Origin of the sequence: Aurantimicrobium minutum, from assembly GCF_029893825.1 — a bacterium.
GTDB classification, from domain to species: domain Bacteria; phylum Actinomycetota; class Actinomycetes; order Actinomycetales; family Microbacteriaceae; genus Aurantimicrobium; species Aurantimicrobium minutum_C.
This window is the reverse complement of record NZ_JARXXV010000001.1, coordinates 953,718-980,036: the sequence shown is the minus strand read 5'-3', so window position 1 is coordinate 980,036 and position 26,319 is coordinate 953,718. Positions and strand designations below refer to the sequence as shown.

Here is a 26,319-nt window from a genome sequence, read left to right as displayed (position 1 = left end):
TTCATTTAAGGCGAATGTGAGAAGCTGAGAGAGTGGAAAAACATCGTCCCTTCTTCCTGCGATATCCCGTCATCGCGGCGACGATTGTGCTTGCCCTCGTGGGTGGAGTTCTCGCTCTTTCCGGGTTAGAAGAAGCAACCCGCTGGATCATCAGCATTTTTGCGTTAGGTGTTGCCGCCAAAGAATCAGTCGGCATGATTCGATCCATCCTCAAAGGGCACTGGGGCATTGATGTTCTGGCAGTAACCGCCATCATTGCCACGGTGCTGGTCGGGGAGTACTGGGCAAGCATCATCATCGTGTTGATGTTCACCGGTGGTGAGGCTCTCGAAGATTACGCCGAAAGCCGCGCAAAGCGGGAGCTGACGTCACTGCTGAACAACACACCACAGATAGCTCACCGTGAGGTCTACTCCAGTGCTGGGGCAGAGAAGGGTGCACTCTTCGCGACCGAAGATTGTCCTGTTACACAGTTACAGGTTGGTGACGTCGTTGTCGTGAAGCCAGGTGAACTCATTCCTGTGGATGGAATATTGCTCACTGCAGAAGCCATCCTCGATGAGTCGTCCCTGACGGGGGAGAGCATCCCTTTCGAGAGGACAAAAGGCGAAGCAGTCATCAGTGGTTCAGTCAACGGCTCGGCTGTGTTCCGGATGGAAGTTACCGCACGTGCTGAAGACAGCCAATATCAGCGCATCGTGGAGCTGGTGAAAGAGGCTTCGGAGAGCAAAGCTCCGTTTGTTCGCATGGCAGACCGCTACGCAGTTCCCTTCACCATCGTGGCGTATGTCTTGGCCATAACTGCTTGGTTAATCAGCGGCAACCCGTCCCACTTTGCTGAGGTGCTGGTTGTGGCAACCCCGTGTCCACTGATCATTGCTGCACCGGTTGCCTTTATCGCGGGAATGAGCCGGGCAGCTCGTCACGGCATCATCGTCAAAAACGGTGGCACGCTCGAAAAGCTGGCACGCATCAAGACAGTGGCCTTCGATAAAACAGGAACATTGACTCACGGTCAACCCGTGTTGAGCTCTGTGATTACGGCACCTGGCATTGATGAAAACGAGCTGGTGCGACTGGCTGCTATCGCAGAGCAATATTCTTCCCACACCCTGGCTCACTCGATTGTGGTGGGAGCCCAGCAGCGTGGCCTCAGTGTGACTGCCTGCAACGATGTGACCGAAACCACCGCTGCGGGCTTGACCGCCACCATCGAGGGAAAAAAGGTCGTGGTGGGCAAATACAGCTTCATTGCCGAACAAGACCCCAGCGCAGTTCGGGTAGAGATTAACGCCGGTGAGCTGGCTGTGTATGTTGCCATCGATGGCAAATTTGCTGGGGCCTTGTTATTGCGTGATGAACTTCGCGCAGATGCACCAGACACCTTGCAGTGGCTTGCAGCTCTGGGTATTCGTCACACACTCATGCTCACCGGCGACGGCAAAGTCACCGCAGAGCATGTGGCTCGCGAATTGGGTGTGACGAACGTGCAGGCAGAGTGTTTGCCCCTGGATAAAGTTCACGCAGTTGAGGCAGTAACTGATCGTCCCGTCATGATGGTGGGAGATGGAGTCAATGATGCACCTGTGCTGGCTGCTGCAGATGTGGGCGTCGCGATGGGTGCACGTGGTTCCACTGCTGCCAGTGAATCAGCAGATGTGGTGATTATGAAAGATGATCTGCACCGCATTGCCAGGGCGATTGAGATAGGTCAGCAAACCATTCGAATAGCCACACAAAGCATCTGGATTGGTATCTCACTCAGCCTGATTTTGATGGTGTTGGCAACCTTTGGACTCATACCTGCTGTTGTTGGTGCAGGTTTCCAAGAAGTTATTGATGTGGTCGCGATTGTTAACGCGCTACGAGCTCTTGGAACTTCGCGTTGGCTTGCAAAGCTCCATCTGGCGCAACGGTCATTACAGCCACAGCAAAGTTCTGTGTGATCTGATCCAGGGTTGCCTGGCCGCCAGAGATGATCGCGGTCGCCAACACATCTGCTGTGATGATGTCGGAAGCAATCACGCTCGCCTGCACGAATGCCTTTGTGGTCTCAGGCCGTAGCCAGATGTGTTCACCGCGTTCAGCAGAACCTGAGGTCGCCACGGCAGGAAAGTCTGGGGTCAAACGCAGTGCAGCAAGCAGTGAAGATCGATCGAGGGGATCCAGAATGCCGGTAATCCAGCCCGTTTCCTCACTGGATTGATTTCCGAAGGTGGTGAGATCGCCGCCCACATTGACCGAAAAGTTTCTGAAACCCGAACCGATCAGAGTTTGTGCTGCAGTATCGATGGCGACGGCCTTGATGGTTCCAGAAAGATCAATAACGCCATCTGGACGATGAGGGGTGAAAGCGCCGTCTGTTTTTTCTCGCCAGTCCAATGCCCGCGCATATTCGGTTCGCATCAGTTCACTGGAATCTGCCAAAGCCAATTCCCCGCGCGCTATCTGAGATATTTCAGAATCTTTGAGATAGAGGCTGAAGGTCTCGTTCAATCGAGCACACTCGTGCTCAATCTCATTGATTGCAGCAATGCTCTGTCTGGGAACACCTTCTTCAGTATCCGCAATGCGAATACTGACCATGGTTCCCATGGTGTCAAAGGTGTGAACGGACATAGAAAGAGTTAGCCAGTGAAGCCAGCAGCATCCAGTGCAGACTGCAGTGACTGCAGGTATGCCTGGGTTGTGTAGGTTCCACCTGAGATGTTGGCTACCTTTGCTGACTGCGCGGTGAGCACCTCGGAGCGAACCATCGGTGCCACCTGTTGGCTAATGGCTACAGATTTACGGTCAGCATCGGTGAGCTTGACTGCGATGACGTCGGTGATCTTGCCACCAGAAATCACTGCCTGAACCTGCACGGTTCCAAAACGGGTGTTGACCACAGAGCCGTCATAGGTGCCATCCGCTGCACCACTTGCCGCAGGAGCAGTAGTTGCAGCCTGGCTCGAAGTGTCGGTGCTTGCAGAGCTGGAAGAACTTGAGCTGGTTCCTGAAGATGAACCTGCAGCATTGCTTGTGCCAGAAGCAGAAGCTCCGCTTTGTGGCAGAGCGGAGGTGAGCGTTCCCACGCCTGCCTGCCAACCAATAGCGATGATTGCTGCTGAACCAAGTCCAGCCATGAATGCACTACCTGAACGCATTAGAAATCAAACCTTTCTGCGTGGATCTGGTGATCCTTGAGGCCAAGACGCTGCGCATCTCGGATGACGAGTTCGGTCCACGGGGTGGGGCCACAAATGTAGAGATCGGATTCTTTGATCTTGGGAGCAAGGGTCAGCAGTGATTCACCCTTGCCGTATGCCTCAGCTGAGAGCCATGTGTTCACACCACGAGGGCGGTGACCAACGAGCACACGTAGGGAGGCAGACTTTTCGACGCACAGGTCATAGGTCTCTTGCCAGAGGTACACATCAGTGTTGTCGCTGCCTCGCAAGATCACGGTTGCTTCGTGTGGTGCAAGATCTGAAGCTTCAAGAAGGGCGCGGATAGGAGTGATACCAATACCTGCACCAACAAAGACTGCTTTGTTCGTGGTGCGGGCTTCTTGAGTAAACAGACCGTAGGGACCCTCAAAGCTCACACGAGTACCGGGCTTGATTTTGAGCAGACGTGCACTTCCCTTACCCAGGTCTCGCACAGTGATGCGCAGTGAGCGGCCATCAGGGTGGGCGGAGAGGGAGTAGGGGTGTGACTGCCAGAAGAAGCCAGGTGCCCAGAAACGCCACTGGAAGAACTGACCACCTTGGGCACGCAGGGCATCCAGTTCGCGGCCACGCATCGTGACCGAGACAACGCCGGGAGCTTCGATCACAACTTCGCTCACGCGGAGGTCGTGGCGCAGCGAACTGGCGATTGGAACAATCACACGGCAGATCGTGATGGACGCTAATGCGCCAACGTAGAGAGCCATCCAATACCAGCGCGCCCACGTTCCTTCAGCAAACATCATTCCCTGAGTGAACTGGTGGGGAAGTGCCAGCAGGATTGCACCATAGGAGAGCAGGTGAACGATGTACCAGAACTCGTAGGAGAGCTTGCGACGAACGATAACCAGGGAGGTCACCACAACCAGGATGAGAAGTCCCATCGCAATGAACGCGATGGACATGTCTTGCTGGTTGACAATCATGTCTACTGCTTCGGCAACAGGGTTCAATCCCTGAGCGATGCCATAGCCAATCATGAGCAGAAGCATGTGGGCCAGAATCAAGTAGAGAACAGGCTTACCCAGCTTGCGGTGCAGAGCCAGTGCCTTGTCGTGGCCGAAAGTGCGGTCAATGGCTGGAATACGTGCAGCCAAGATAAGCATGATGAGCAGCAGGTCAGAACCGACCAAGCCGGTCACGATACCAACACCGGTTGCAACGTCCTTGATGTTGATGAAGTACGTGGCACCACCATCTGCCAGGAACAACGCCAGCACGATGGCCACCGAGAAATACACGATTGTTTCGAGTAGATCTCCACGACGCAGACGTGCCTTATAGCCACGCTTGATAGCTGTGGCGCGCTCTGAAGTGGCGCTGCCGCGGCGTGCGGGCTGAGGTGTTCGGTATGGCGCAGTGGAGGTCATGTAGATAAACCTGTCAGGTTTGACTGAGGGAACCCTATGACAAACCTATGAATTACTTATGAATGTGAAAGTTCAGTAATTTCTGGGAATTTAGCTCAATTGCCATGAGCGCTTCGACAGGCCATACCAAAAGCCCTCAATAGTCGAGTTATTGTCCAAACCTGTCTCCAAGGCAGCGCCCAGAGCAACATAAAGGGGTGCCCAGTGCTCAATGCGTGGGTGAGCTTCATGGGCTGCCGGTGCGGTGTCCCAGAAATTCAACAGGGCATCAATGTCTTTGTTTTCCAAAGCTTCGGCAGCCCAGTGATCAAACTCGGCAGAAGCCTGGGGTGGTGCGCCATCTGGGCCAGCACCTGGGTTGAACCAGCGCAGGTTGTGGGTAGTGAAACCAGAGCCCACAATCAACGTTCCAGAATCACGAAGTGGAGCCAGCTTGCGCCCCATTTCAAAGAGGTCGATAGGGTTCAAACTAGGTAGTGAAAGCTGCAAAACAGGGATATCTGCATCTGGATACATCTGAGTCAACGGAACATAAGCTCCGTGGTCGAGTCCTCGAGCTTGATCCTGTTGAACCTCAGGCCCGAGCACACCCATCACGTCAGCAGCGAGTTCCGTAGCCGCGGGGGTGTCATATTGCATTTGGTAGTACTTGCTGGGGAAGCCATAGAAGTCATAGACCAATGGAGTGTGGTCAATCGTGCTGCTGATGGTGGCAGGGGCTTCTTCCCAGTGCGCTGAAACCATCAAGATCTGCTTGGGCTTCTCAATAGCCTGACCCCAGCCAGCAAGTTCACTCGACCAGCGAGCATCATCGACCAACATGGGAGCACCGTGGCTCATAAAGAGAACGGGTTGCTGAGTCTCAGACACGGGAGCTCCTTGAGTAGTTGAATCTTTGTCTATATCAAGCTAAGTCAAAGCGGGTACTAAATATTCCCGCCTAGATGTGTGGGTGGCGCAGACGCGACCACCCACACAAGTTCAGAAGACTAAGACTGAAGAACCGCTTGGAAGTCGAGAGTGATCTTGACCTTCTCGCCGACGAGCACGCCACCTGTCTCGAGCGCGGCATTCCAGGACAGGCCGAAGTCTTCACGGTTGATCTCGGTCTCTGCTGAAGCAGCGACCTTGTAGTTTCCGTAAGGATCGGTTGCGAAGCCACCGAGTTCGAAATCGAAGTCAACGCTCTTGGTTACGCCCTTGAGCGTGAGGTCGCCGCTCACAACGAATTCGCCTTCCTCGGCGTTCTTGACCTTCACGCCAGTTGAGACAAAGGAAATGGTGGGGTACTTATCTGCTTCAAAGAAGTCGTTCTGGCGCAGGTGGCCGTCGCGGTTCTCATCGTTGGTATTGATTGACGCAACCTGTGCATCTGCGGTCACCTTGGTGTCGAGGGGATTTTCGCCGGTCACGAAGGTTGCATCAAAAGTGTCGAAGGTGCCCTTAACCTTGCTGATCATGAGGTGGCGAACAGAGAAGCCCACGGTCGAGTGAGTCTTGTCAATGGTCCAAGTACCGGCTTTGTAACCGGGGATTGTGGCGGCAGTAATAGTCATGTTTCTTCCTTCGAGAATGGCGACAGCACAACCTGTGCGTCAGGGGGTGTAACCCAGAAATCCGAGTTCTATTCCCGAAAGAAGTTTTATTTACGAAATGTTTACTTGAAGATAATGGTGCGCTGACCATCGCGCAAAATGCGGTCTTCCGCAAACCACTTCACTGCCTGGGTCAATGTGCGACTTTCTTCATCCTGACCGATAGCGACGAGTTCCTCAGGGGAGCGGGAGTGATCCACGCGTACGACGTTTTGCTCGATGATAGGTCCTTCGTCCAAGTCGCTAGTGACGAAGTGGGCTGTTGCACCAATGAGTTTCACGCCCCGAGAGTGGGCCTGTTTGTAGGGGTTAGCGCCCTTGAAACCAGGGAGGAAGCTGTGGTGAATGTTGATGATCTTGCCTTCGAGTTTCTTACACAACTCAGGTGAGAGCACCTGCATGTATCGGGCAAGAACGACCAGTTCTATATCGTTTTCTTCGACAACTTCGAGCAGACGCTTTTCGAAAGCTGCCTTTTGCTCTGGTGTGGTGACAGGCATGGATTCGAACGGAATGCCATAGAAGCCAGCAAGGGAACTCAAATCATCATGGTTGGAGAGAACTAGTGGAATCTCAACCGGAAGCTGTCCTGCGCGCTGGCGGAACAAGATGTCGTTCAGACAGTGGGCAGCCTTAGTTGCCAGCACGAGTGTGCGCAGTGGGCGGCCAACAACATCCAGACGCCACTGCATGTCATACGCAGCGATAACTGGCTGCAAAGCGAGTTCGAATTCTTGGCGGTTTGCTTCAGTCTCTACCTGCAGGCGCATAAAGAAGGTTCCGGTGTCATCACTGGAGAACTGCTGGCTCTCAGTGATATTTCCGTTGGCTGCAACGATTGCACCAGAAACTGCGTGCACGATTCCCGGCTTATCGGCACAAACAAAGGTCACTACCCAGTGCGTTGCTTCAGACATGTATCAAGATTATTGCCTCGAGGCTTGGTAGACTGACACAGTCGCAACTGGCGTTGAGATGGGTATCCATCAGGGAGCGACTTAAGAGCGGATCTGGCCGAACGCCTGGGCCATGAACGACAAAACCTGTTCCGGGTTTGTCCCGGTCTACCCCTAGGAGCCCACCGTGTCTTCAGATAACACCTTCAACGCCCCGCTATCCGAGGTTGACCCCGAGATTGCTGCCGTTCTTCAGGACGAGCTGGGCCGTCAGCGCGACTTCCTCGAGATGATTGCGTCTGAGAACTTTGTTCCTCGCGCTGTTCTTGAATCTCAGGGTTCGGTCCTCACCAACAAGTATGCAGAAGGCTACCCCGGTAAGCGTTACTACGGTGGTTGCGAATTCGTTGACGTGGCAGAAAGCCTCGCCATTGAGCGCGCAAAGAAGCTCTTCGGTGCTGCATACGCCAACGTTCAGCCACACTCGGGTGCAACCGCGAACGCTGCAGTTCTGCACGCGATCGCACAGCCTGGCGACACCATTCTTGGTCTTGAGCTTGCTCACGGTGGTCACCTCACCCACGGTATGAAGCTCAACTTCTCCGGCAAGGTCTACAACCCCGTTGCCTACGGTGTTGACCCTGAAACCTTCCTCGTTGACATGGATGTTGTGCGCAAGCTTGCACACGAGCACAAGCCTTCGGTGATTATTGCTGGTTGGTCTGCTTACCCACGCCAGCTCGACTTCGCTGAATTCCGCGCTATCGCTGATGAAGTTGGGGCCAAGCTCTGGGTCGACATGGCTCACTTCGCTGGTCTGGTTGCTGCAGGTCTTCACCCCAACCCCGTGCCATTTGCTGACGTGGTTTCCACCACCGTTCACAAGACCCTGGCTGGTCCTCGCTCTGGTTTGATCCTCAGCCGTGATGAAGAACTGGCTAAGAAGCTCAACACCGCCGTCTTCCCTGGACAGCAGGGTGGTCCACTCATGCACGTCATCGCTGCGAAGGCTACGGCGTTCAAGCTCGCTATGACCCCTGAGTTCAAGAACCGTCAAGAGCGCACTCTTCGTGGTGCTCAGATCATTGCTGACCGCCTCACTCAGGAAGACATGAAGGCAGCTGGCGTTGATGTTCTTACCGGTGGCACCGATGTTCACCTGGTTCTGGTTGACCTACGTAACTCTCCACTGGATGGCCAGCAGGCAGAAGATGTTCTGCACGAAGCAGGCATCACCGTGAACCGTAACTCGGTACCTTTCGACCCACGTCCACCTATGGTGACCTCTGGTCTTCGTATTGGAACACCTGCTTTGGCTACTCGTGGATTCGGCGATGCTGAGTTCACCGAGGTTGCAGACGTGATTGCTGAGGCACTCAAGCCTGGTGCAGATGTTTCTGCACTCAAGGCACGTGTCAAGGTTCTCACCGACGCATTCCCCCTATACCCAGGCCTCGAACAGTGGTAGCAATCACTCTCGACGGCATCGCTACTGCATCTGCCGTCAAGGGTGAACTTGCTGACCGGATTGCAACGCTCAAAGCTCAGGGCATTACTCCTGGTTTGGGAACGTTGCTGGTTGGTGATGACCCTGGTTCACGTTCATATGTTGCGGGTAAGCACCGTGACTGTGCTGAGGTAGGCATCAACTCGATACGAGTTGATCTGCCTGCCACAGCAACACAGGCCGATGTTGAAGCTGCTATTCAGCAGCTCAACGAAGACCCTGCCGTCACCGGTTATATCGTCCAACTTCCTTTGCCTAAAGGGTTGGATGAGCATGCAGCACTGGAGCTCATTGATCCTGCCAAGGATGCTGATGGTCTACACCCGATGAACTTGGGTCGTCTGGTGATGGGAATTGAAGGTGAACTGGCTTCGCCACTTCCTTGCACCCCTGCCGGAATTGTGGAACTTCTTCAGCGTTATGACGTTCCTCTTGCGGGTAAGCATGTGACTGTTGTGGGTCGTGGTTTGACCGTGGGACGTCCGTTAGGGCTCTTGCTCAATCGTAAAGGTATTGATGCCACGGTGACATTGACCCACTCTCGCACCGTCAACATTGAGGACGATATTCGTCGTGCTGATGTTGTCGTTGCTGCTGTGGGTGTTCCCCACTTCATCAAACCTGACTGGGTGAAGCCTGGCGCTGCAGTTTTGGATGTGGGTATTACTCGTGTTGAGAATGCAGAGACCGGTAAAGCAAAACTCACCGGTGATGTTGACCCGGCAGTTGCTGAAGTTGCTGGGCACTTCTCCCCGAATCCTGGTGGGGTTGGTCCGATGACCCGGGCAATGCTGCTGGCCAACGTGGTCAAGGCAGCGGAGTTAGCTGCTAACTCGTAGCTTCGGCCTTATAAATCTCGAGGCGCTTGCGATAGTTAGCTGCGTTTTTGCGCACTGCTTCTTGTTCTTCTGGAGTGAGCTCTCTGCGCACCTTCGCAGGAACTCCGGCAACCAAAGAACCAGGTGGAACGATGGTTCCTTCAAGCACGAGTGCGCCAGCGGCAACGAGGGAACCCTTGCCAATAACTGCACCATTCATCACAGTGGCGTGCATACCAATCAGGCAGTCATCTTCCACGGTGCAGCCGTGGATTACGGCGTTGTGGCCGACAGAAACATTCTTGCCCAGGGTGAGCGGGTAGCCAGTGTCGACGTGGCCACTGACGTTGTCTTGGATGTTGGATCCTTCACCGATCACGATCGGTTCGTAGTCTCCACGCAACACGGCGTTGAACCAGACGCCCACGTTGGCATGCAGGGTGACATCGCCGGCCAGGCGTCCGCCTGGTGCGATGTAGCAGGAGTCATCAATGCTGGGGGTGCCGTAGCTGGGAACAGAAATGATCTGGTCTGGGTTCGTCATGCCTTCAGCCTAGAACCCTAGCGACGTGGTGCGGGAGGGGTTTTAGGTCCAATTTCCGGTGCGCGGCGCGCATAGGCTTTTTCTGCATTGGATGCCTGCCATTTGCGCAGTGCACGCCACCAGCGTGCACTCTTGTGTTTCCACGCTGTGCGCAGTGCTTTACTCCACAACTGAACCACTGCCGCGTCATTGAAAGACTGCACGGATTGGATTGCTGCAGCACGCATGGCCAAGACCTTGTCTTCGGGCAGTGACTGCAGACGCACAATGGCGGCAGCCATGGCGTCTGTGTCACCGTCAGGAATAAGGAAACCATTCACGCCATCAACAATGATGTCGCTGGGGCCATAGGGAATATCGAAAGAGATCGGAATACAGCCAGCAGCCATGCCTTCAAGAAGGACGAGGGGAGTTCCTTCGGTCTCCGAAGTGATGAGAATAAAGGAAGCAGTCTTGGTCTCATTCAGGGCTGTGGTGCTATAGCCGTGGAGAGTGGTGTATCCATCTGCTTGGGCAGAAGTAACCATGGCTTCAACCTTCGGGCGAGTCTCTCCTTCGCCATACACATCGAGGTGAATTTGGGCAGATGAGTTGGCCTTGCTTGCTGCCTCGATAGCTAAGTGAACGCGCTTACGAGGAACGAAAGCGGCAACCACGATTCCTCGGTCAACAGGGCGTTCCAGAACGATTTCCTGCGGATCAGGAAGTGGCACAGAGTTGGGAATGACTACAAGATTGGGACTTGCTCCCACGATGTCGGTAACGTCACGGCGCTGACGTTTAGTCAAAGTGGCAACCAGGTCGAAAGCTGGAATCTGAGCAATGCTCTTGCTTCGTGCCTGGGTCAGGATAGGGCGACCATCTGCAGTGGTTCCTTCGACGTGAGCCCCCTGAATCACGTGCACGGTCAGTGCATTACGTCGACGATATTCCACAAACATGTTGACCGCTGTCTTGCTGTCGATGATGTAGGTGGTGGGGGTCTTGCCGTTCATGCGATCTAGTGCCCAGTGATAGAAATCGTTGGGGTACTTCCAGAGCTTGTAGGGGTTTCCCTGCAGATCGCACAACACAATGCGTCGACCGCCGCGCACACCGCGCTCGCGAAAGTCTCTGCGGTCACTCAACAGCATGGTTCCGTCTTCACGGAAATGGTCCACCTGAAGCACCGTCAGATCATCTGAGGCATATCTCGTGCGAGAGAGTTCCTTGCCGTTGCGGAAAGTGGATTCAAAAGAATCCGAATCTGCGATGGGGGCAAAAGCCTTAAGAATGTCGGCGGAAGTCCCAGTTGCACGAACAGGAACCTGCTCAGTGCGCAGCCAATCCCACAGGTTGCAGATAGATACGTCTCCAAAAAGGCGGCCCATCTTGCGAAGCTCAACTTCAACCTGTTCGTAGTTAGGAAAGTTATCGAAGGTGAGCACGGTGACATGGCCGGCACCTGCCTGGCTCATGATGCCTGCACGGTGAAGCAGGGTGACGGTGAGCCCGCCAGAGTCAGTGCGGATACCCCAGGTCACACTGACGTAGTTGGAGGCAGGAAGAACTGTTGAACTCACCTGCTCATGCTACTTGTTGAGCGGTAATTACCCCTGAACTTATGCACTGGCAGAATGGAGAAATGAAACGGGGAATCGTTGCAGGACTGCTCGCACTAACAGTCGGACTAACACTTGGCGCATGTGCACCTGAGACACCAGTGGCCAAGCTCAGTGCAACAAAGACCGCCACTCCCACGCCAACCCCGACCCGTCATCCAGGCCTAGGCCCGGAATGTCCGACCGATGACTGCTTCACCATCACGGCGACAGGTGACATGCTTTTCCACGCAGGATTGTGGAAGCCCGCTGTCATACCCACCGATGCAACAGGTCGAAACTATGACTTCATGCCTCTGCTGCAAGGACAGAGCGCCTATCTGAACGAGTCAGACATTGCGATCTGTCACCAGGAAACACCGTTTACTCAGGTTGGGCAAGAACCAACGGGATACCCAATCTTTGCAACTCCTTGGGAACTCGCCTCCACCGAAAAAGCCATTGGTTATGACGCGTGTGACACCTCCAGCAACCACACCGTTGACCAAGGTTATGACGGTGTTGTTCGCACGCTGGATGTTCTTGATGAAAATGGGCTCAAGCACACCGGCTCATATCGCACCCCAGAAGAAGCGAACCAGGTCCTCATCATGGACACTCCTGCTGGCAAAGTTGCTTTCATCTCTGCCACGTTCTCGGTCAATGGCAACTTCAATGAGTTTGATTGGCAAGTGAACTATCCGCTTGACCCGGATGTGATGATTGCCCGTGCTGCTCAGGCGCGTGCCGCAGGTGCCGATGTCGTCATCGGAGTGCAGCACGCAGGAACTGAATACTCAAACGAGGCCGATATTCAGCAAATCAACAACGCTCACGCCTTGATCGACAGTGGCCAATTCGACATGGTTTATGGCCACCATCCCCACGCCATTCAGCCGATGGAGTTCTATAACGGCCACTGGATTGTGTATTCACTGGGCAACGGAATTAGTGAATCTTCTGGCGACTATCCCGTGAACAACGAGTTCCTCATCATGCGGGCACAGTTCAGCAAGGCCAAGGATGGCACTTGGTCTGTCAGTGACATGGCTTGGGCAGCGGCAACCAATAAACAAGATGGTGTCTATCGCTGGTGCTCGGTTGCCTCCGATGCTCCGCAGGGAGTGTGCCAAAGCCCAGAGTTTGATGCTGGGGTTCGCGAACGCACCCGTGCCACCGTCAATGCGATGGGTGCAGAAGCTGCCGGTGCGCATGAGTGGTTGGTTACTCAAGAAAAGTAATGAGTGCGTTCGGGAATAGGAAACTCTATTTCTGACTTATTCCTGGGTAGAACACCTAAGGAATGTCATGGAACTCGGGATATACAGCTTCGGCGATAGCAGCATTGATCCCGAAACCGGCACTTACGCCTCTGAACGGCAGCTATACAAAAACCTGCTCGAGCGCATACGTCTTGCCGACCAAGTGGGATTGAACTACTTCGGTTTAGGCGAGCACCACCGTGCTGACTATCCGCTCTCTGCCCCAGTGACCCTCCTCTCGGCAGCAGCTACACAGACCACACAGATTCACCTAGGTTCAGCTGTCACCGTGCTGCCAACGGACGACCCTGTTCGAGTATTTGAACAATATGCAAGCCTTGACCTCATCTCTGATGGACGTGCTGAAGTCACCGTTGGCACAGGAGCATTTTGCGAGTCGTATGACCTATTTGGACATGAGCGTCAAGAAATACAAGCTGAGTTCACCGAGAAACTCCAACTAATGAAGCTGCTCAACAAGGGTGGTCCTATTGATTGGAAGGGCACGCATCGAGCACCATTCTCCGTTCCTGGAGTGTGGCCAAGGCCAGCCCATGAAGAGCTAGACCTCTGGGTGGCAACCGGTGCAACACCTGAATCTTCCACCCGCGCAGCACAGTTGGGAATGAATGCAATTTATTCATTTCTGGGTAACCCACCTGCCTCCAACAAACACTTAGTGGATCACTACCGCGCTGAGGCAGTTGCAGCTGGACATGACCTTGCCACCATGAAAGTGGGAGTAGCCGGCCGTGGACTCGTTGCTACCGACTCAGCTCACGCAAAAGAAGTCATGTATCAGCACTGGCTGCCTTCAGTTATGAAAGTCTCTGAAGAGCGTGGTCGCCCCATTCCAGATCGTGAGCTCTATGAAGAGCAGGCCACGGGCATAGGCCCCATCATTGTAGGAACGCCAAACGAGGTCGCAGATCGCTTGGCAGCGATTCATGCCGAACTCAAGCATGACCGCCACATCTTGCATATGGACATTGGCAATGTTCCTCACGCTGATGTGATGAAGTCCATTGAACTTTTTGGAACAGAAGTTTTGCCTCAGGTTGCTCACCTGGGCTTTGTGACGGCTCGCGTCTAAGCACCTGCTTCATAAGAAACACTCAGGTTAGGCTTAAGTACAAACTTTGTTACACCCCCAACTATGAAATGAGAGTGTTATCTCGATGGCTCAGTCATCTTTCCTTTCCTCACTGAAGAAGGCTTTCCGCTCCGGCGCAAAGCAGGCCGGCGCAACTGCAGCAGTTGTTGCAGACAAGGTCGAGGACGTCACAGCTGATGCAACTGTTGTTGCAAAGAAAGCAGCAACCACCACCAAGAAGGTTGCCACCACCGTCAAGAAGGACGCATCCAAGACTGCCGCTTCTGTCGGCAAGGATCTTGCACACGCTGCAGGAACCATCAAGAAGGATGCTGCGAAGACCACTGCAACTGTGAAGAAGACAGTTGCTGCAGCGAAGAAGGCTCCTGCAAAGCCTGCCGCAAAGCCTGCTGCAAAGAAGGCACCTGCGAAGCCTGCGGTAGCTAAGGCAGCAGCCAAGCCAGCAGCTTCCAAGGCGGCCGCTAAGCCTGCTGCAAAGCCTGCGGCAGCTAAAGCAGTTGCTCCTCAGGCTGCTGCGAAGCCAGTTGCTAAGAAGGCTCCTGCCAAGTCGGCTGCACCAAAGGCAGCAGCCAAGCCAGCGGCAAAGCCTGCTGCCATGAAAGCGCCTGCGAAGCCCGCTGCAAAGCCTGCAGCAGCAAAGGCACCTGCTACCAAGCCTGCAGCGAAGCCCGCTGCAAAAAAGGCACCAGCTAAGCCAGCAGCTAAGCCTGCGGCTAAGAAGCCTGCTGTAAAGAAGTAATTCTCAGCACAGCTGAACAAGACGGCATCCCTTCGGGGATGCCGTCTTTGCTGTGTGGGAATACTCTGACTAGTGAATGACTTATCTCTAATGTTCAACTCATGAGGAGCTTCACATGCCTGCTGTAACCGCTGATACTTTCACCCTGCCTCACTTGGCTCCAGCCGTTGGCCGTGCTCGTGCGGTGAAGTCAGTTACGAAGGGTCCGCAGGCATTCGAGGGTGATGGCTTCCCTGTGACTCGTGCCTTTGCAGGAGTTTCTTACCAAGACATCGATCCCTTTATTCATATGGATCAAATGGGTGAAGTTGAATATGCACCTTATGAACCTCGCGGAACTTCTTGGCACCCTCACCGTGGGTTTGAAACCTTCACCTACATGATTGATGGCACCTTCCAGCACCAAGACAACCATGGTGGTGGCGGGATTATTGAAAACGGTGCCACCCAATACATGACTGCAGGTTCTGGCGTCCTTCACATTGAGACGCCACCAGATGAACTGGTGATGTCTGGTGGTTTCTTCCACGGAATTCAACTCTGGATTAACCTGCCAGCCTCAAAAAAGATGTCAGCACCGAACTACCAGAATCTGGCAGGTGGAGATGTTGAGCTCCTTTCCAGCCAAGATGGTGGAGCACTCATTCGCGTGATTGCCGGAGAGATAGATGGACACGTTGGTCCCGGTAAATCTCAGACACCAATGACCATTGCTCACGTGACTTTGGCGCCAGGAGCTTCTGTTTCAATCCCATGGAACCCTGAATTCAACGCCCTTGCCTACACGCTCGCTGGTCAGGGAACAGTCGGCGAAGGTGAACTTGGTGGCTCTGCTGCCCCCATCACGGCAGGAACTCTTGCTGTCATGATTGACGGAGATCGAGTCGTGCTGAGCGCTGACAAGATTCAAGATGCACGCAATGGAGCACTCGATGTGCTTCTACTCGGTGGGCAGCCCATCAATGAGCCTGTGGTTGCTTATGGCCCCTTCGTGATGAACACTAAGGCAGAGGTTGTTCAAGCATTGGAAGATTTCAACTATGGTCGTTTTGGGCAGATTCCTGACGATGCACTGCAGCCTTTCCACCACAGGCACTAAAAGTCCTGAGCAAGTGCGTAGATAGCCCCGTAAGCTCTCATCCGGAAGGGGCATCATGACTCAAACTGATATTCACCCTCACCAGGTCAGTCGGTTATTGCTTGTCCTAGCTGTATTAGGACCTATCCAATCGGTTGTGGGTTGGAGCTTGTCAGCAGCCCTCTGGCCTGGATATGACCCCATAACCCAAACCATTAGTGAATTGGCATCACCGGAATCTCCGGTGAGGTATATCCAGTCAAGCTTTTTTCTCTTGGGTGCACTCATTGACATCGTTGTCGCGTGGAAATTCACGGTGTTAGCAAAACCTGCTCGAGTATTGATCTTTCTGGGCGGGCTGGCAACCATTGGTCTCACGATTTTTCCCACACCGTTGGTAGGGGTTTCTGAACCTCACAGAGTTTTTGCCACGCTTTCATTTGTCATCTTTTCGGTGTGGCCTGTGTTTGGTATGAGGTTTACCCGTGAGTGGCCACCGATTGTTCGCCCCCTTGCTTCTATCGTTGCCACTCTTGCCCTAGGGGCAATCGCAATCGGGTTCTTGAGCGTGTGGACGAATCCCGAAATCCACACCGCAGGATTATGGGAACGAGTTGTGACAACCAGTCAGGCGATCTACCCAGCTCTCGTCATTATTCTGACGTGGCGCTTTATGAAAAATCACAGCAGCAACGGAGCCAGTGGTAACAAGAGTTGAAATAAGGAATCCCTCACCATATGGTGAGGGATTCCTTGGTTGTAGGCCCCAAGGGGATCGAACCCTTGACCCTCGGATTAAAAGTCCGATGCTCTAACCAACTGAGCTAGAGGCCCGCCGCACTCAAAGAGTGCCCTTCTAGTTTAGAACAGACCAGAAGTGGTTATTTGCTCCAGCCCAATTGCTGGAACAGAATCCAGTTCGTTGGGTCATCTGGCAGATACATATTGAAGCCTTCTTCAGCGAAGACGACCACCATGTTGGCCACAACAGTGAAGATGAAAATACCAATCACAACCCATGCCACAACCCGACCAAACTTCGAGCTTGGTCGAACGGGCAAGAACTCAGTGCCTAAGGTGAGCAAGACACCGGCAAAGACCAACACCACAACAAAGCTCACTAGTGCCCAGGTGTAGAGGTGGAGACCCAGGACTGCTCCGCCATAACCGGGGTCACCCGGCATGATGTGCAGCAAGATTTGGCGGATAGACATGGCGGCACCCAGCAATGCGCCGAGGATAGCGAAGCCCAGTCCAGTCATGAAGCCTGCGGGGGACAAGCGTCCACGTAGTGAGCCCACGATGACATAGAGCGCACCAAGGGATGAAAGCATCATGCCCATGCGTTGTGTAATACACAACGGGCAGGGCATTTCATTGAGTCCGAATTGGAAGTAGAACATCGCGCCGGAGAGCACTCCGATATACGCGAGCATGAAGCCCACCTGAGCCCAGAACCCGAGCTTGCCCAGCAACACATGGTGGGGCTTGGTGGGAGCAGGAACAACGACGCGAGTATCGCCCACCACCACAGTGGTGCTGGCGTTCTCGGTCTGCAGCGCGGAAACGTGAATCTCACTCATTAGAAACTCAAATCCAAAACACTGGTTACGTGGTGGGCAAACAGTGCTGCCGTTGCCACGAAAGCAATCGAATAGCCGAGAATAACGACCCAGCGCTTCTTAACAAAGATGATCAATAGCGCTGCAACAAGAATGAGCGCGAAGACGATTGTGTCCATATCTTCACCCTAACCCGGGGGAGAATGAATGTATGAATGCGCCTTACCGAAAGCCGGCACTCTTTGCAGGTCATGAGTTCAGCGCTTTCCAGGGTGGTGATGATCCTGCAGAGGTTTCTGCCATAGCCCATGACACTGCCCGTGCGCTCTTGGCTCGTGTACGTGATGCAGCCCACCCAGACGTGGTGGAAAAGGTTGTGTCTTTTGCCGATGAAAACGGTATCGACACCTTGGCAGAACTGTGGTCACGTTCGAGCGCGCACTCACTTCCTGGTGCGCTGTGGCGAATGTATTTGATTCGTGATTTGATTCGTGCCCAGGCGGCGCAAATGAGTGTGTTGTTTGCTCAAGGGCTTTCTGTACTCAGCACGGCAGATGCCGTGGTTGCCGGTGCTCCCACACCTGCCGGACCTGATGAGATGGTGACCCTCGCGGACACGATCTTGCATGGGGCATTCTCCGGCGACTTTAGTGGTGCACTTGATCGCTCAGCAGCGTTCTGTCGCATCATTTCAGCCGGTTGCACAGCTGTAGCTAACGAGTCTGATGCAACCCACCCCGAGCGTGCCTCCACGTTGACACTGCAGGCATCGCGACTGACGCAAACTGCTCACGAGCTATCTGTGTGTGCTCGTTTGTGGCGCGACGGCGCTCTCGACTAATCTTTTGTGTGCCGGACCGTAGTAACCCCGGGCTCCAATATTTCGCCGCTGCGAGCGGCCTTCCGCCGAGAGGCGTTCACTGCGGTTCGGCATTTTCATGCCTTCTCGAGTTAGAGCAATGACTCGTGCGTTTCCACGGCAATGATGCCGGAGGAAGGGTGGGTGGCACTGAGGTGAACCACGGTGAATGAGGCAGTGTCGAGCAGTCCTGCCTGGTCTAAGGCACCGCTGCGTGGAGTGCCGGTTGCTAAGGCAAGTTCACGAACCACGGTGGGCGCGACTGGTCCGTGTGTGCAGACCACGGTGCTCTTACGCTTGCGCACAATCTTTCCGACTACGTCGCGAACGTCTGCAGTTCCAGCCTCGAAAGAGTCTTGGCTGATTTTGCTCGTGAGTGTAACCTCCTTGCCCAGGGCTTTAGCGGTGGGCGTGATGGTTTCTTTGCATCGAACAGCAGTGCTGGAGATGAACTTCTTCGGCTTCCATGCGGCTAGCGTGCGAACGATGCCGTGAGCCTGGGTGAGTCCGCGCTCCGTGAGGGGGCGGGTCGAGTCTTCACCGCGCCATTCTGAAGGAGAAGTTGCTTTGCCGTGGCGCAAGACAATGACGGCAAAGGTCTGAGTAATGCCTTCCCGAACTAGTGCGGCAAAGTTATCCAAGATTTCTTTGTCAGGCTCATAGCTGAGTTCACCGCGCGCAGTAGCCAAGGGCAGCCATTCAAGTGCGGCTACTTCATCGTTGGGTACAAACTTTGATTTCTGAATAGCTTTGGGAGTGACCTCAGCGGCCCAATAGTGCACAATCTTCTGCTTGCCGTTAGGCATGATGTAGTCGGTGATTCCAACGGGCACACCGAGGGAGACCTTGATACCGGTTTCTTCACGAATCTCGCGCACCGCAGTTTGGGGAAGAGTTTCCCCGGGGTCCACTTTGCCCTTGGGGAGGGAGATGTCTTTGTGTTCGGTGCGATGGATCACGAGTACGTGAATATCGTCACCGATCATGCGCCACAGTACAGCTCCTGCTGCATAGACAGTGGTGGGGCGGGAGCTCATCGGTGTCCTCCTGGGCGACGACGCTTGCTGATGCTCTTCATCAAGTGATCTTGTAGATCGATGAGAGCTGCTCCGGATGTGTCCGTGGTGTGACGAGTCCAGGAGCCATCTGACTCTAACCACCACGACGCGGTCGCGTCGTCCATGGCGAGATCAAAGAGTTCGGAGAGCTCAGTGATGTGCTCTGTGTTAGGCAGGCGAACCAGGGCCTCAACGCGTCGGTCCAAGTTACGGTGCATCATGTCTGCACTACCGATATAGATCTGGGGGTCGCCTGCATTGTCAAACATGAAGATGCGCGAGTGCTCGAGATAACGCCCAAGAATCGAGCGAACACGAATATTCTCGCTCAGTCCGGGTACCCCTGCCTTAATCGAGCTAATGCCACGAACCCAAATGTCAACCTTCACACCCGCTGCGCTGGCGAGGTAGAGAGCATCAATGATCTTCTCGTCAACCATGGAGTTGATCTTGATGCGAATGCGGGCAGGAGTTCCTGCCAGAGCATTCTTGGTTTCGTTGTTGATGAGCTTCAGTAGCCCCTTACGCAAGTGCAGGGGGGCAACGAGCAAACGCTTGAACTTCTTCTCGATGGCATAGCCAGAGAGCTCATTGAACAAGCGGGTGAGGTCTTTGCCCACCTGGGGGTCTGCGGTGAGTAAACCAAAGTCTTCATAGAGACGGCTGGTCTTGGGGTTGTAGTTTCCGGTGCCGATATGGCTGTAGTGCTTGAGCTGACCCTTTTCTTGGCGGATAACTAATGCCAGCTTGCAGTGGGTCTTGAGTCCCACGAGGCCATAGACCACGTGAACGCCGGCCTTCTCCAGTTTGCGTGCCCAGGAGATGTTGGCCTGCTCATCAAAGCGGGCCTTGATCTCTACCAATGCCAGGACTTGCTTGCCTGCTTCTGCGGCATTGATCAATGCCTGAACGATGGGGCTATCACCGCTGGTTCGATACAGCGTCTGCTTGATCGCAAGAACATTGGGGTCTGCTGCGGCCTGCTCTAGGAATGACTGCACACTCGTGGAGAACGATTCGTAGGGGTGGTGTAGCAGCACGTCCCCGCGACGAATAGAGGCAAAGATGCTGCGAGGCTCATTTGCTTCTGCGGTGGCAAGGGCGACAGAAGTTGTGGGAACGTGCGGTGGGTAGTGCAGGTCAGGGCGCTTAATGCCGGCGATCTCAAACAGACCACCCAAGTTCAGTGGCTCAGGCAGGCGGTAGACCTCTTGCTCAGTGATGTCGAGTTCACGGATAAGCAGATCCAAGGTGGTGGGATCCATGCCTTCACCCACCTCGAGGCGGATGGGTGGACCGAATCGACGCTTGAGGAGACCCTTTTCCAGAACCTGGATGAGGTCTTCTGTCTCATCTTCATCGATCTGCACGTCTTCATTACGTGTCACACGGAAGGTGTGCTGCTCGAGGATCTCCATTCCAGGGAAGAGGTCTTGGAGCTGGTTCGCAATCAAATCTTCCAACGCGATGTAGCGAACGTTTGAGATTCCTTCTCGGCTGTCCACTCGAACAAAGCGGGGCAGCATCTGCGGAACCTTAAGACGAGCAAACTCTTCTGTTCCGGTCTTGGCGTTACGAACACGAATAGCAAGGTTCAGTGACAGACCAGAGATGTAGGGGAAGGGGTGAGCTGGGTCTACGGCCAGTGGCATCAACACAGGGAAGATTTGATCGGTGAAGTAGCGGTGCAGAATCTCGTGATCTGCGTCATCGAGAGAATCCCAGGTGACAATTTGGATTCCAGCTTCGGACAGCGCTGGCTTCACGCTGTCGTGATACACATTGGCGTGACGCAGCTGGAGTTCATGGGCACGAGCGGAGATATCTGCCAACACATCACTAGGAGCACGTCCAATGTTGGTGGGCACGGCCAAACCGGTCATGATGCGGCGCTTCAGACCTGCCACGCGCACCATGAAGAATTCATCAAGGTTGCTGGCAAAGATGGCCAAGAAGTTTGCACGTTCCAGAAGTGGAAGGGCAGTGTCTTCGGCTAATTCAAGGACTCGCTGGTTGAAGGCAAGCCAGCTGAGCTCACGGTCGAGGTAGCGGTCATCGGGAAGTTCATCCACGTGCACGAATGGAACTTCATCGAAGTCATCGTCGACGTCTGAGACGTCAGAGTCGGTATCGTGCGGAGCCATACATTCATACTGGCACGCACAGGTGACGGAAAAGAAACTAGGAGGTTACAGAGGAGTGCTCGTGGGAATCTTCTGCCACATTGAAGCGGTATCCCACGTTGCGCACGGTGCCAATGACCTGCTCCATGTCGCCTAACTTCGCCCGCAAGCGACGCACGTGCACGTCCACAGTTCGAGTACCACCGAAGTAGTCGTAACCCCAGACTTCACTCAGCAATTGCTCACGAGTAAACACACGAGCAGGGTGGGTTGCAAGGAAGCGCAGCAGTTCAAACTCTTTGTATGTCAGATCCAGTGGCTTGTCGTGGACCTTCACGGAGTAAGAAGCCTCGTCGATCACGATGCCCGACGCAGAGATGCGTGCCTCGGAAGGTGCATCTTTTTCATTGCGTCCCAGTGCAAGGCGAATACGGGCATCCACTTCTGCAGGGCCTGCGGTGTCGAGGACGACGTCGGAGATTCCCCAGTCGGGACTGACTGCGGCAAGACCACCTTCGGTGATTACTAACAAGAGAGGAGAACTGAGGCCAGTAGCCTGCAAGATCTTGCACAGACTCTTGGCGCTGGCCAAGTCAGTGCGGGCATCGACCATCACAATGTCCGAGTGGGGGGCACTCACCAGCTGTGCGGGTTCAGCAGGTATGGTCTTCACCTGGTGTGAAAGAAGTCCCAGAGCGGGTAAGACCTCTGCATTGAGGCGCGCGGCGAGGATCAGGATGCTTGCCATGACGGTCACCTCCGCTTGGTTGAGTAATAACAGTCTAAATGGCTTGTGTTTCAGTGAGGTTTCGTACTTCCTCAGTGTGGAATGCGCAGTTACCGTTATCAGTACTCTCCCGGAATATGATGGACTCATGCTTCTTGCACTCGAACTCTTCTTCATTGGCCTGTTGGCAGTCGCCGGTCTGTCCATTGCATGGATCTCCGGCATCGTTGTGTACAAGCTGTTCAAGGGACAGCGCTAAGCGCATCTCATGGATGACGACACTTCGTCGGCAGTAGGCGAAATGCCACGCACTGCGCTGGCCACCCTTCCTGGCGCTATTCCGGGTCCTTTCGGTGTAGCCACTGCATATGGCAACAGCCTGACTGAGCAGCGCAGTCTGCTGGCAGGCACTGCCTTTGTTGATCTTTCTCACCACGGAGTGATCAAACTCACCGGTCCAGACAGACTGAGCTGGTTGGACTCACTCCTCAGCCAGCGCCTTGATCAGCTCAAGCCAGGACAGAGCACCGAGACGTTGTTGCTGGATCCTCACGGTCACGTTCAGCATGCAATGCGCGTGTTCGAAGATGGCACCACCACCTGGTTGTTAGTGGATGAGGGACGCGCTTCAGAACTTACTCAGTGGTTGCTCAAAATGCGCTTCATGAAGCAGGTTGAGATTATTGATCGCAGTGCAGAGCTTTCGACAATTGGTTTCTTTGGGTCACTTCCAGAACTTCTTGCGCCACTCGTCATTGGTCGAGACGATGTTCCTGTTGTGTGGATTGACCCCTGGAATGCCGTGGCAGAAGGTGGCTGGCAATACTCCGCCCATGACTTGGGGCACCGCCACCCTGGTGAGCAGTGGAACTATGCCGAGGCAGTGATTGCTCGAAGTGCTGCCGACGAACTTGTAGCGCTGGTCAACTCGGGGCAACTCTCGGTTGCAGGCACGGATGCACTTGAGGCACTGCGCATTGCAGCCTGGCGGCCACGCATTGCCACCGAAGGTGATGACAATGCTTTGCCCCATGAATTTGATTGGCTGCGCAGTGCTGTTCACCTCAACAAGGGCTGCTACCGAGGTCAAGAAACCGTGGCCAAGGTGCACAACCTCGGCCACCCACCTCGCCGCCTGGCTTTCTTGAGTCTGGATGGTGTGGATGTTGTGGTGCCTGAGGCAGGAGCAGTTGTCCTGCAAGGCGACACCGAGGTGGGCCACATTACTTCTGCAGCACGCCACTTCGAAGAGGGAGTCATTGCGTTAGCTCTGCTCAAGCGCAATGCAGATCCTGAAGCTGAACTTGTTGTTCTTTCTGAAGGTCTCCGTATTCCTGCAACACAGGTGGTCATTGTTCCACCAGATGCCGGGCGCACAGCGAACGTGCCCAAGCTACCTCGCTTAGGTGCGGTTAAGCGCGAAGGCTAGTTCGCACGCACGGCGTCATAGGCGACCGTGATTTCACCTAAACGCCAGCGGCTCTTATTGCCGATGATGGGCCAGCCCGCATTTTTCATGCCCTGAGCCGTTGCAATCCAGCGTTGAGTGGCACCAAAGCTTCCCAAGGGGGCGTGGATGAGCCACTGCCGATCGAGGGCAGTCAGGAATTCGTGAATGCGCTCGCCGGGAACATTGTGATGAATGAGTGCCTTGGGCAAGCGCTCTGCAACAATCGAGGGAACCTCGAGGGTGTCGAGCTTGAGCGCAATACTCAACGTTTGTGGGCCGTCAGGAGTAATAGTTATCCAGCTAGAGATGCGACCAATCTCATCACAGGTGCCCTCAACCAGAACCCCGCCTGGCTGTAGTCGGGCAACCATAAGCTCCCAGGCGTGGTCAACCTCAGACTCGTCATATTGGCGCAGCACGTTGAAAGCGCGGATGATCACAGGCTTACGGTTGTGGGGTGTGGGAACTTCAAAACCACCGCGGGCGAAAGATATTCCTTGAGCTTGTTCTTCAGTGATGAGACTCTCTGCGAGCCAGCGGGAAAGTTCAGTTTTTGCAATCGTGACGCGCTCAGGGTCAATTTCTAACCCCAGCAGCTCAACATCTTCTCGGGTCTTGCGAAGCCGGGTGGCGAGCTCGACCGGGGTGGCCGCACTTGCGCCATAGCCTAAGTCGATAACTAAGGGGTCGCTGGTGGTGCGCAGGGCAGGCCAGGTTTGGATCCACCTGTCTACGCGGCGTAAGCGATTGGCGTTGGTCGTCCCACGCGTGATGTTTCCCACGGGCATCTGACCAGTTAACCACCCAATAAACTGAGAACTATGACGCACACATTGATTTTGCTGAGACACGGAAATAGCGACTGGAACCAGAAGAACCTGTTCACAGGGTGGGTTGACGTTCGTTTGAGCGACCAGGGCGTTGGCGAAGCCAAGCGTGCCGGTGAACTTCTTGCAGAATCTGGTGTTCTTCCCGACGTTCTTTACACCTCGGTGCTCAGCCGTGCAATCCAAACTGCCAACCTGGCTCTGGACACCGCTGATCGTCTCTGGATTCCGGTCAAGCGCAGCTGGCGCCTCAACGAGCGTCACTACGGTGCTCTGCAGGGCAAGGACAAGGCACAGACCTTGGCTGAATACGGTCCCGAGCAGTTTCAGACCTGGCGTCGTTCCTTCGATGTTCCCCCGCCACCCATTGCCGATGACAATGAGTACTCACAGATCAACGACCCACGTTATGCGGGTATTGACGGTGCTATTCCTGCAACTGAGTGCCTCAAAGATGTCATTGACCGCATGATTCCCTACTGGGAGTCAGACATCACCAAGGATCTGGCCGCAGGCAAGACCGTTTTGGTGACCGCTCACGGTAACTCGCTGCGTGCACTGGTGAAGCACCTCGATGGTATCTCCGATGAGGACATCGCTGAGCTCAACATTCCTACCGGTATTCCTCTGGTGTACAAGTTGGACGAGAACTTCCGTCCGATTGCACCTGCCGAATACCTTGACCCAGAAGCTGCCGCTGCCGGTGCTGCCGCAGTAGCTGCCCAGGGAAACAAGAAGTAGTTCCAGGTTCTCACGAAGAATCCCCCGGCCACTGGCCGGGGGATTCTTGTATGTCTTGCAGAAATCGTTACTTCGAGATCTTGGTGATCTTCTTAGGTGCGAGACCTTCATATTCGGGCTGTGCAGAGGTGAGCACAGGAACCAGAGCAGTCTTGGTTACGCCGTTGGCTTCGAAGGCAATCTCGAGCAGGCCACCAGGCATGGTGTTGATGCCACCGAGGATGATGCGGTCTTCAGAACCTGCGCCCCATGAGGTGGCGACCTTGTCGTTGCTGGGTACCTCAACGTGTCCGTCAACAACGCTGCCACCGGAAACGAAACCGATGTGTAGCTTGACGTCCTCGCCAGAGCTGTTGGTTGCGGAAAGTAGAAGGTTTCCGGTTTCACCGTTGTCGCTGATCACGATCAGGTTGCGCAGGTCAAGACCATCAAGGTTCACGCCTACACCGTCGCTTGCGTCATATGCGTGACGTGTCGCCTGAGGCTGGATCAGGTTGCAACCAGCAGTGCCTAGGGCAACGCCAACAGCAAGAGCAGCGGCAACAACAATACGAACCTTCACGACGAAAGCCTCCCGGGTGTGGTGCGAAAGCCCAGTGCTGGGTACTTTTTCGCAAAATTCTTCCCTTTGACTCTATCGCATTGGCGGTATTTGAGCCGAAGAACGGGCACCGCTCAGTGGGAAGTGGCCCCCGAAATCAGTGTCAGTAAGCCGTGGTAAACTTGTGTCTAGATAAATAGGGAGCTCCAGACTTATGCAGTTCATTGTTGGCGAAACAGTCGTATACCCACACCACGGCGCAGCGAAGATTACGGAAGTACAAAAGCGCGTTGTTAAGGGCGTTGAGAAGGTGTACCTCACCCTCCACGTTGTTCAGGGCGACCTCACCGTCAAGGTTCCAGTAGAGAACGTTGACCTCGTTGGTGTTCGCGATGTAATTGGTAAGGAAGGCCTCGAGCAGGTCTTCGAAGTTCTCCGTGCTCCTTTCGTGGAAGAGCCCACCAACTGGTCTCGCCGTTACAAGGCAAACCTGGAGAAGCTTGCTTCTGGTGACGTCATCAAGGTTTCTGAAGTTGTTCGCGACCTGTGGCGTCGTGATCAGGACCGCGGCCTCTCCGCTGGTGAGAAGCGCATGCTGGCAAAGGCTCGTCAGATTCTGATCTCTGAGCTAGCTCTGGCGAAGAAGACCGACGAAGAGAAAGCTTCTGAGTTCCTTGATGAGGTTCTCGCGTCCTAAGCACGCGAGTGGCAGGTGAAAT

27 protein-coding genes, 1 tRNA gene and 1 riboswitch are annotated in these 26,319 nt (G+C 54.5%); of the genes, 12 read left to right on the top strand and 16 right to left on the bottom strand.

Features of this window, described 5'->3' with window-relative positions; genetic code table 11:
- The first annotated feature begins 32 nt into the window (after positions 1 to 32).
- A complete protein-coding gene (locus M2120_RS04665; protein WP_280797554.1) occupies positions 33 to 1,946 on the top strand; it encodes a heavy metal translocating P-type ATPase in 1,914 nt (637 codons plus the stop codon).
- Here the strand turns inward: M2120_RS04665 and M2120_RS04660 are convergent.
- From M2120_RS04660 to purU, 6 genes are all read right to left on the bottom strand, one after another.
- Entirely contained in the window at positions 1,855 to 2,619 is a 765-nt protein-coding gene (locus M2120_RS04660; RefSeq protein ID WP_280797553.1) for an FAD:protein FMN transferase, read from the bottom strand. The genes M2120_RS04665 and M2120_RS04660 overlap by 92 nt on opposite strands.
- Before the next feature lie 8 nt (positions 2,620 to 2,627).
- The gene (locus M2120_RS04655) at positions 2,628 to 3,146 is read right to left on the bottom strand and encodes an FMN-binding protein (RefSeq protein WP_280797552.1); all 519 of its coding nucleotides are present in this window, start codon (positions 3,144 to 3,146) and stop codon (positions 2,628 to 2,630) included.
- Entirely contained in the window at positions 3,146 to 4,579 is a 1,434-nt protein-coding gene (locus M2120_RS04650; RefSeq protein ID WP_280797551.1) for a ferredoxin reductase family protein, read from the bottom strand. The genes M2120_RS04655 and M2120_RS04650 overlap by 1 nt, the downstream gene beginning before the upstream one ends.
- A gap of 90 nt (positions 4,580 to 4,669) precedes the next feature.
- A complete protein-coding gene (locus M2120_RS04645) occupies positions 4,670 to 5,419 on the bottom strand; it encodes a dioxygenase family protein (RefSeq protein ID WP_432418549.1) in 750 nt (249 codons plus the stop codon).
- 149 nt (positions 5,420 to 5,568) lie between these two features.
- Positions 5,569 to 6,135, bottom strand: coding sequence for a YceI family protein (locus M2120_RS04640; protein WP_280797549.1), 567 nt, complete (start codon positions 6,133 to 6,135; stop codon positions 5,569 to 5,571).
- Between the two features lie 101 nt (positions 6,136 to 6,236).
- Positions 6,237 to 7,091, bottom strand: coding sequence for a formyltetrahydrofolate deformylase (purU, locus tag M2120_RS04635; RefSeq protein ID WP_280797548.1), 855 nt, complete (start codon positions 7,089 to 7,091; stop codon positions 6,237 to 6,239).
- 33 nt (positions 7,092 to 7,124) lie between these two features.
- Positions 7,125 to 7,209: riboswitch (ZMP/ZTP riboswitch) on the top strand.
- Between the two features lie 48 nt (positions 7,210 to 7,257).
- On the opposite strand from purU, the gene glyA reads away from it, so the two are divergent.
- Positions 7,258 to 8,538 (top strand): serine hydroxymethyltransferase, encoded by a 1,281-nt coding sequence (gene glyA / locus M2120_RS04630; RefSeq protein WP_280797547.1) that lies wholly within the window; start codon positions 7,258 to 7,260, stop codon positions 8,536 to 8,538.
- The gene (locus tag M2120_RS04625; RefSeq protein WP_280797546.1) at positions 8,532 to 9,416 is read left to right on the top strand and encodes a bifunctional methylenetetrahydrofolate dehydrogenase/methenyltetrahydrofolate cyclohydrolase; all 885 of its coding nucleotides are present in this window, start codon (positions 8,532 to 8,534) and stop codon (positions 9,414 to 9,416) included. The genes glyA and M2120_RS04625 overlap by 7 nt, the downstream gene beginning before the upstream one ends.
- On the opposite strand, the gene M2120_RS04620 is transcribed toward M2120_RS04625, so the two are convergent.
- Both M2120_RS04620 and M2120_RS04615 read right to left on the bottom strand, forming a co-directional pair.
- Positions 9,406 to 9,939, bottom strand: a complete 534-nt coding sequence (locus tag M2120_RS04620; RefSeq protein WP_280797545.1) for a gamma carbonic anhydrase family protein — start codon at positions 9,937 to 9,939, stop codon at positions 9,406 to 9,408. The genes M2120_RS04625 and M2120_RS04620 overlap by 11 nt on opposite strands.
- A 17-nt stretch (positions 9,940 to 9,956) precedes the next feature.
- The gene (locus M2120_RS04615) at positions 9,957 to 11,501 is read right to left on the bottom strand and encodes a glycosyltransferase (RefSeq protein ID WP_280797544.1); all 1,545 of its coding nucleotides are present in this window, start codon (positions 11,499 to 11,501) and stop codon (positions 9,957 to 9,959) included.
- Positions 11,502 to 11,563: 62 nt separating this feature from the next.
- Between M2120_RS04615 and M2120_RS04610 the strand changes: the two genes are divergently transcribed.
- The 5 genes from M2120_RS04610 to M2120_RS04590 all read left to right on the top strand — a co-directional run bounded on the left by M2120_RS04610 (position 11,564) and on the right by M2120_RS04590 (position 16,430).
- The gene (locus M2120_RS04610) at positions 11,564 to 12,760 is read left to right on the top strand and encodes a CapA family protein (protein WP_280797543.1); all 1,197 of its coding nucleotides are present in this window, start codon (positions 11,564 to 11,566) and stop codon (positions 12,758 to 12,760) included.
- Between the two features lie 67 nt (positions 12,761 to 12,827).
- The gene (locus M2120_RS04605; RefSeq protein ID WP_280797542.1) at positions 12,828 to 13,874 is read left to right on the top strand and encodes an LLM class flavin-dependent oxidoreductase; all 1,047 of its coding nucleotides are present in this window, start codon (positions 12,828 to 12,830) and stop codon (positions 13,872 to 13,874) included.
- Between the two features lie 85 nt (positions 13,875 to 13,959).
- Positions 13,960 to 14,634, top strand: coding sequence for a hypothetical protein (locus M2120_RS04600; protein ID WP_280797541.1), 675 nt, complete (start codon positions 13,960 to 13,962; stop codon positions 14,632 to 14,634).
- A gap of 115 nt (positions 14,635 to 14,749) precedes the next feature.
- Positions 14,750 to 15,733: a pirin family protein gene (locus tag M2120_RS04595; RefSeq protein ID WP_280797540.1), complete on the top strand. Its 984-nt coding sequence runs from the start codon at positions 14,750 to 14,752 to the stop codon at positions 15,731 to 15,733.
- Between the two features lie 55 nt (positions 15,734 to 15,788).
- Positions 15,789 to 16,430, top strand: coding sequence for a DUF998 domain-containing protein (locus M2120_RS04590; protein WP_280797539.1), 642 nt, complete (start codon positions 15,789 to 15,791; stop codon positions 16,428 to 16,430).
- Positions 16,431 to 16,472: 42 nt separating this feature from the next.
- On the opposite strand, the gene M2120_RS04585 is transcribed toward M2120_RS04590, so the two are convergent.
- From M2120_RS04585 to M2120_RS04575, 3 genes are all read right to left on the bottom strand, one after another.
- A tRNA-Lys gene (locus M2120_RS04585) sits at positions 16,473 to 16,546 on the bottom strand.
- 47 nt (positions 16,547 to 16,593) lie between these two features.
- Positions 16,594 to 17,295, bottom strand: coding sequence for a disulfide bond formation protein B (locus tag M2120_RS04580; protein WP_280797538.1), 702 nt, complete (start codon positions 17,293 to 17,295; stop codon positions 16,594 to 16,596).
- Positions 17,295 to 17,453: a DUF5993 family protein gene (locus tag M2120_RS04575; RefSeq protein ID WP_280797537.1), complete on the bottom strand. Its 159-nt coding sequence runs from the start codon at positions 17,451 to 17,453 to the stop codon at positions 17,295 to 17,297. Before M2120_RS04575 ends, M2120_RS04580 begins: the two co-directional genes overlap by 1 nt.
- Positions 17,454 to 17,485: 32 nt before the next feature.
- On the opposite strand from M2120_RS04575, the gene M2120_RS04570 reads away from it, so the two are divergent.
- Positions 17,486 to 18,115, top strand: coding sequence for a DNA-directed RNA polymerase subunit beta (locus M2120_RS04570; RefSeq protein ID WP_280797536.1), 630 nt, complete (start codon positions 17,486 to 17,488; stop codon positions 18,113 to 18,115).
- A gap of 110 nt (positions 18,116 to 18,225) precedes the next feature.
- Here M2120_RS04570 and M2120_RS04565 read toward each other — a convergent pair whose 3' ends face one another.
- The 3 genes from M2120_RS04565 to M2120_RS04555 are packed head-to-tail and all read right to left on the bottom strand — an operon-like array spanning position 18,226 to position 22,062.
- A complete protein-coding gene (locus tag M2120_RS04565; RefSeq protein ID WP_280797535.1) occupies positions 18,226 to 19,170 on the bottom strand; it encodes an NUDIX hydrolase in 945 nt (314 codons plus the stop codon).
- Positions 19,167 to 21,335 carry an RNA degradosome polyphosphate kinase gene (locus M2120_RS04560; RefSeq protein ID WP_280797534.1) on the bottom strand — a complete coding sequence of 723 codons (2,169 nt, stop codon included), beginning with the start codon at positions 21,333 to 21,335 and terminating at the stop codon, positions 19,167 to 19,169. Before M2120_RS04560 ends, M2120_RS04565 begins: the two co-directional genes overlap by 4 nt.
- A 37-nt stretch (positions 21,336 to 21,372) precedes the next feature.
- The gene (locus tag M2120_RS04555; RefSeq protein ID WP_280797533.1) at positions 21,373 to 22,062 is read right to left on the bottom strand and encodes a winged helix-turn-helix transcriptional regulator; all 690 of its coding nucleotides are present in this window, start codon (positions 22,060 to 22,062) and stop codon (positions 21,373 to 21,375) included.
- Between the two features lie 247 nt (positions 22,063 to 22,309).
- Between M2120_RS04555 and M2120_RS04550 the strand changes: the two genes are divergently transcribed.
- Positions 22,310 to 23,470 carry a YgfZ/GcvT domain-containing protein gene (locus tag M2120_RS04550; RefSeq protein WP_280797532.1) on the top strand — a complete coding sequence of 387 codons (1,161 nt, stop codon included), beginning with the start codon at positions 22,310 to 22,312 and terminating at the stop codon, positions 23,468 to 23,470.
- On the opposite strand, the gene M2120_RS04545 is transcribed toward M2120_RS04550, so the two are convergent.
- The gene (locus tag M2120_RS04545; RefSeq protein WP_280798157.1) at positions 23,467 to 24,279 is read right to left on the bottom strand and encodes a class I SAM-dependent methyltransferase; all 813 of its coding nucleotides are present in this window, start codon (positions 24,277 to 24,279) and stop codon (positions 23,467 to 23,469) included. The two genes, M2120_RS04550 and M2120_RS04545, sit on opposite strands and share 4 nt — an antisense overlap.
- 33 nt (positions 24,280 to 24,312) lie before the next feature.
- Between M2120_RS04545 and M2120_RS04540 the strand changes: the two genes are divergently transcribed.
- Positions 24,313 to 25,059 carry a phosphoglyceromutase gene (locus tag M2120_RS04540; RefSeq protein WP_280797531.1) on the top strand — a complete coding sequence of 249 codons (747 nt, stop codon included), beginning with the start codon at positions 24,313 to 24,315 and terminating at the stop codon, positions 25,057 to 25,059.
- A gap of 67 nt (positions 25,060 to 25,126) precedes the next feature.
- On the opposite strand, the gene M2120_RS04535 is transcribed toward M2120_RS04540, so the two are convergent.
- Positions 25,127 to 25,621 carry a DNA modification methylase gene (locus M2120_RS04535; RefSeq protein ID WP_280797530.1) on the bottom strand — a complete coding sequence of 165 codons (495 nt, stop codon included), beginning with the start codon at positions 25,619 to 25,621 and terminating at the stop codon, positions 25,127 to 25,129.
- Between the two features lie 193 nt (positions 25,622 to 25,814).
- On the opposite strand from M2120_RS04535, the gene M2120_RS04530 reads away from it, so the two are divergent.
- Positions 25,815 to 26,297, top strand: coding sequence for a CarD family transcriptional regulator (locus M2120_RS04530; RefSeq protein ID WP_280797529.1), 483 nt, complete (start codon positions 25,815 to 25,817; stop codon positions 26,295 to 26,297).
- The last annotated feature ends 22 nt before the right edge of the window (positions 26,298 to 26,319 follow it).

What these genes read in the sequence shown, in the direction of transcription:
- M2120_RS04660 (WP_280797553.1), bottom strand. Translation starts at nt 2,619, where the DNA reads ATGTCCGTTCACACCTTTGACACCATGGGAACCATGGTCAGTATTCGC.
- M2120_RS04655 (WP_280797552.1), bottom strand. Translation starts at nt 3,146, where the DNA reads ATGCGTTCAGGTAGTGCATTCATGGCTGGACTTGGTTCAGCAGCAATC.
- M2120_RS04650 (WP_280797551.1), bottom strand. Translation starts at nt 4,579, where the DNA reads ATGACCTCCACTGCGCCATACCGAACACCTCAGCCCGCACGCCGCGGC.
- M2120_RS04645 (WP_432418549.1), bottom strand. Translation starts at nt 5,419, where the DNA reads ATGAGCCACGGTGCTCCCATGTTGGTCGATGATGCTCGCTGGTCGAGT.
- M2120_RS04640 (WP_280797549.1), bottom strand. Translation starts at nt 6,135, where the DNA reads ATGACTATTACTGCCGCCACAATCCCCGGTTACAAAGCCGGTACTTGG.
- purU (WP_280797548.1), bottom strand. Translation starts at nt 7,091, where the DNA reads ATGTCTGAAGCAACGCACTGGGTAGTGACCTTTGTTTGTGCCGATAAG.
- M2120_RS04620 (WP_280797545.1), bottom strand. Translation starts at nt 9,939, where the DNA reads ATGACGAACCCAGACCAGATCATTTCTGTTCCCAGCTACGGCACCCCC.
- M2120_RS04610 (WP_280797543.1), top strand. Translation starts at nt 11,564, where the DNA reads ATGAAACGGGGAATCGTTGCAGGACTGCTCGCACTAACAGTCGGACTA.
- M2120_RS04605 (WP_280797542.1), top strand. Translation starts at nt 12,828, where the DNA reads ATGGAACTCGGGATATACAGCTTCGGCGATAGCAGCATTGATCCCGAA.
- M2120_RS04600 (WP_280797541.1), top strand. Translation starts at nt 13,960, where the DNA reads ATGGCTCAGTCATCTTTCCTTTCCTCACTGAAGAAGGCTTTCCGCTCC.
- M2120_RS04595 (WP_280797540.1), top strand. Translation starts at nt 14,750, where the DNA reads ATGCCTGCTGTAACCGCTGATACTTTCACCCTGCCTCACTTGGCTCCA.
- M2120_RS04590 (WP_280797539.1), top strand. Translation starts at nt 15,789, where the DNA reads ATGACTCAAACTGATATTCACCCTCACCAGGTCAGTCGGTTATTGCTT.
- M2120_RS04580 (WP_280797538.1), bottom strand. Translation starts at nt 17,295, where the DNA reads ATGAGTGAGATTCACGTTTCCGCGCTGCAGACCGAGAACGCCAGCACC.
- M2120_RS04575 (WP_280797537.1), bottom strand. Translation starts at nt 17,453, where the DNA reads ATGGACACAATCGTCTTCGCGCTCATTCTTGTTGCAGCGCTATTGATC.
- M2120_RS04570 (WP_280797536.1), top strand. Translation starts at nt 17,486, where the DNA reads ATGAATGCGCCTTACCGAAAGCCGGCACTCTTTGCAGGTCATGAGTTC.
- M2120_RS04565 (WP_280797535.1), bottom strand. Translation starts at nt 19,170, where the DNA reads ATGAGCTCCCGCCCCACCACTGTCTATGCAGCAGGAGCTGTACTGTGG.
- M2120_RS04560 (WP_280797534.1), bottom strand. Translation starts at nt 21,335, where the DNA reads ATGGCTCCGCACGATACCGACTCTGACGTCTCAGACGTCGACGATGAC.
- M2120_RS04555 (WP_280797533.1), bottom strand. Translation starts at nt 22,062, where the DNA reads ATGGCAAGCATCCTGATCCTCGCCGCGCGCCTCAATGCAGAGGTCTTA.
- M2120_RS04550 (WP_280797532.1), top strand. Translation starts at nt 22,310, where the DNA reads ATGGATGACGACACTTCGTCGGCAGTAGGCGAAATGCCACGCACTGCG.
- M2120_RS04545 (WP_280798157.1), bottom strand. Translation starts at nt 24,279, where the DNA reads ATGCCCGTGGGAAACATCACGCGTGGGACGACCAACGCCAATCGCTTA.
- M2120_RS04540 (WP_280797531.1), top strand. Translation starts at nt 24,313, where the DNA reads ATGACGCACACATTGATTTTGCTGAGACACGGAAATAGCGACTGGAAC.
- M2120_RS04530 (WP_280797529.1), top strand. Translation starts at nt 25,815, where the DNA reads ATGCAGTTCATTGTTGGCGAAACAGTCGTATACCCACACCACGGCGCA.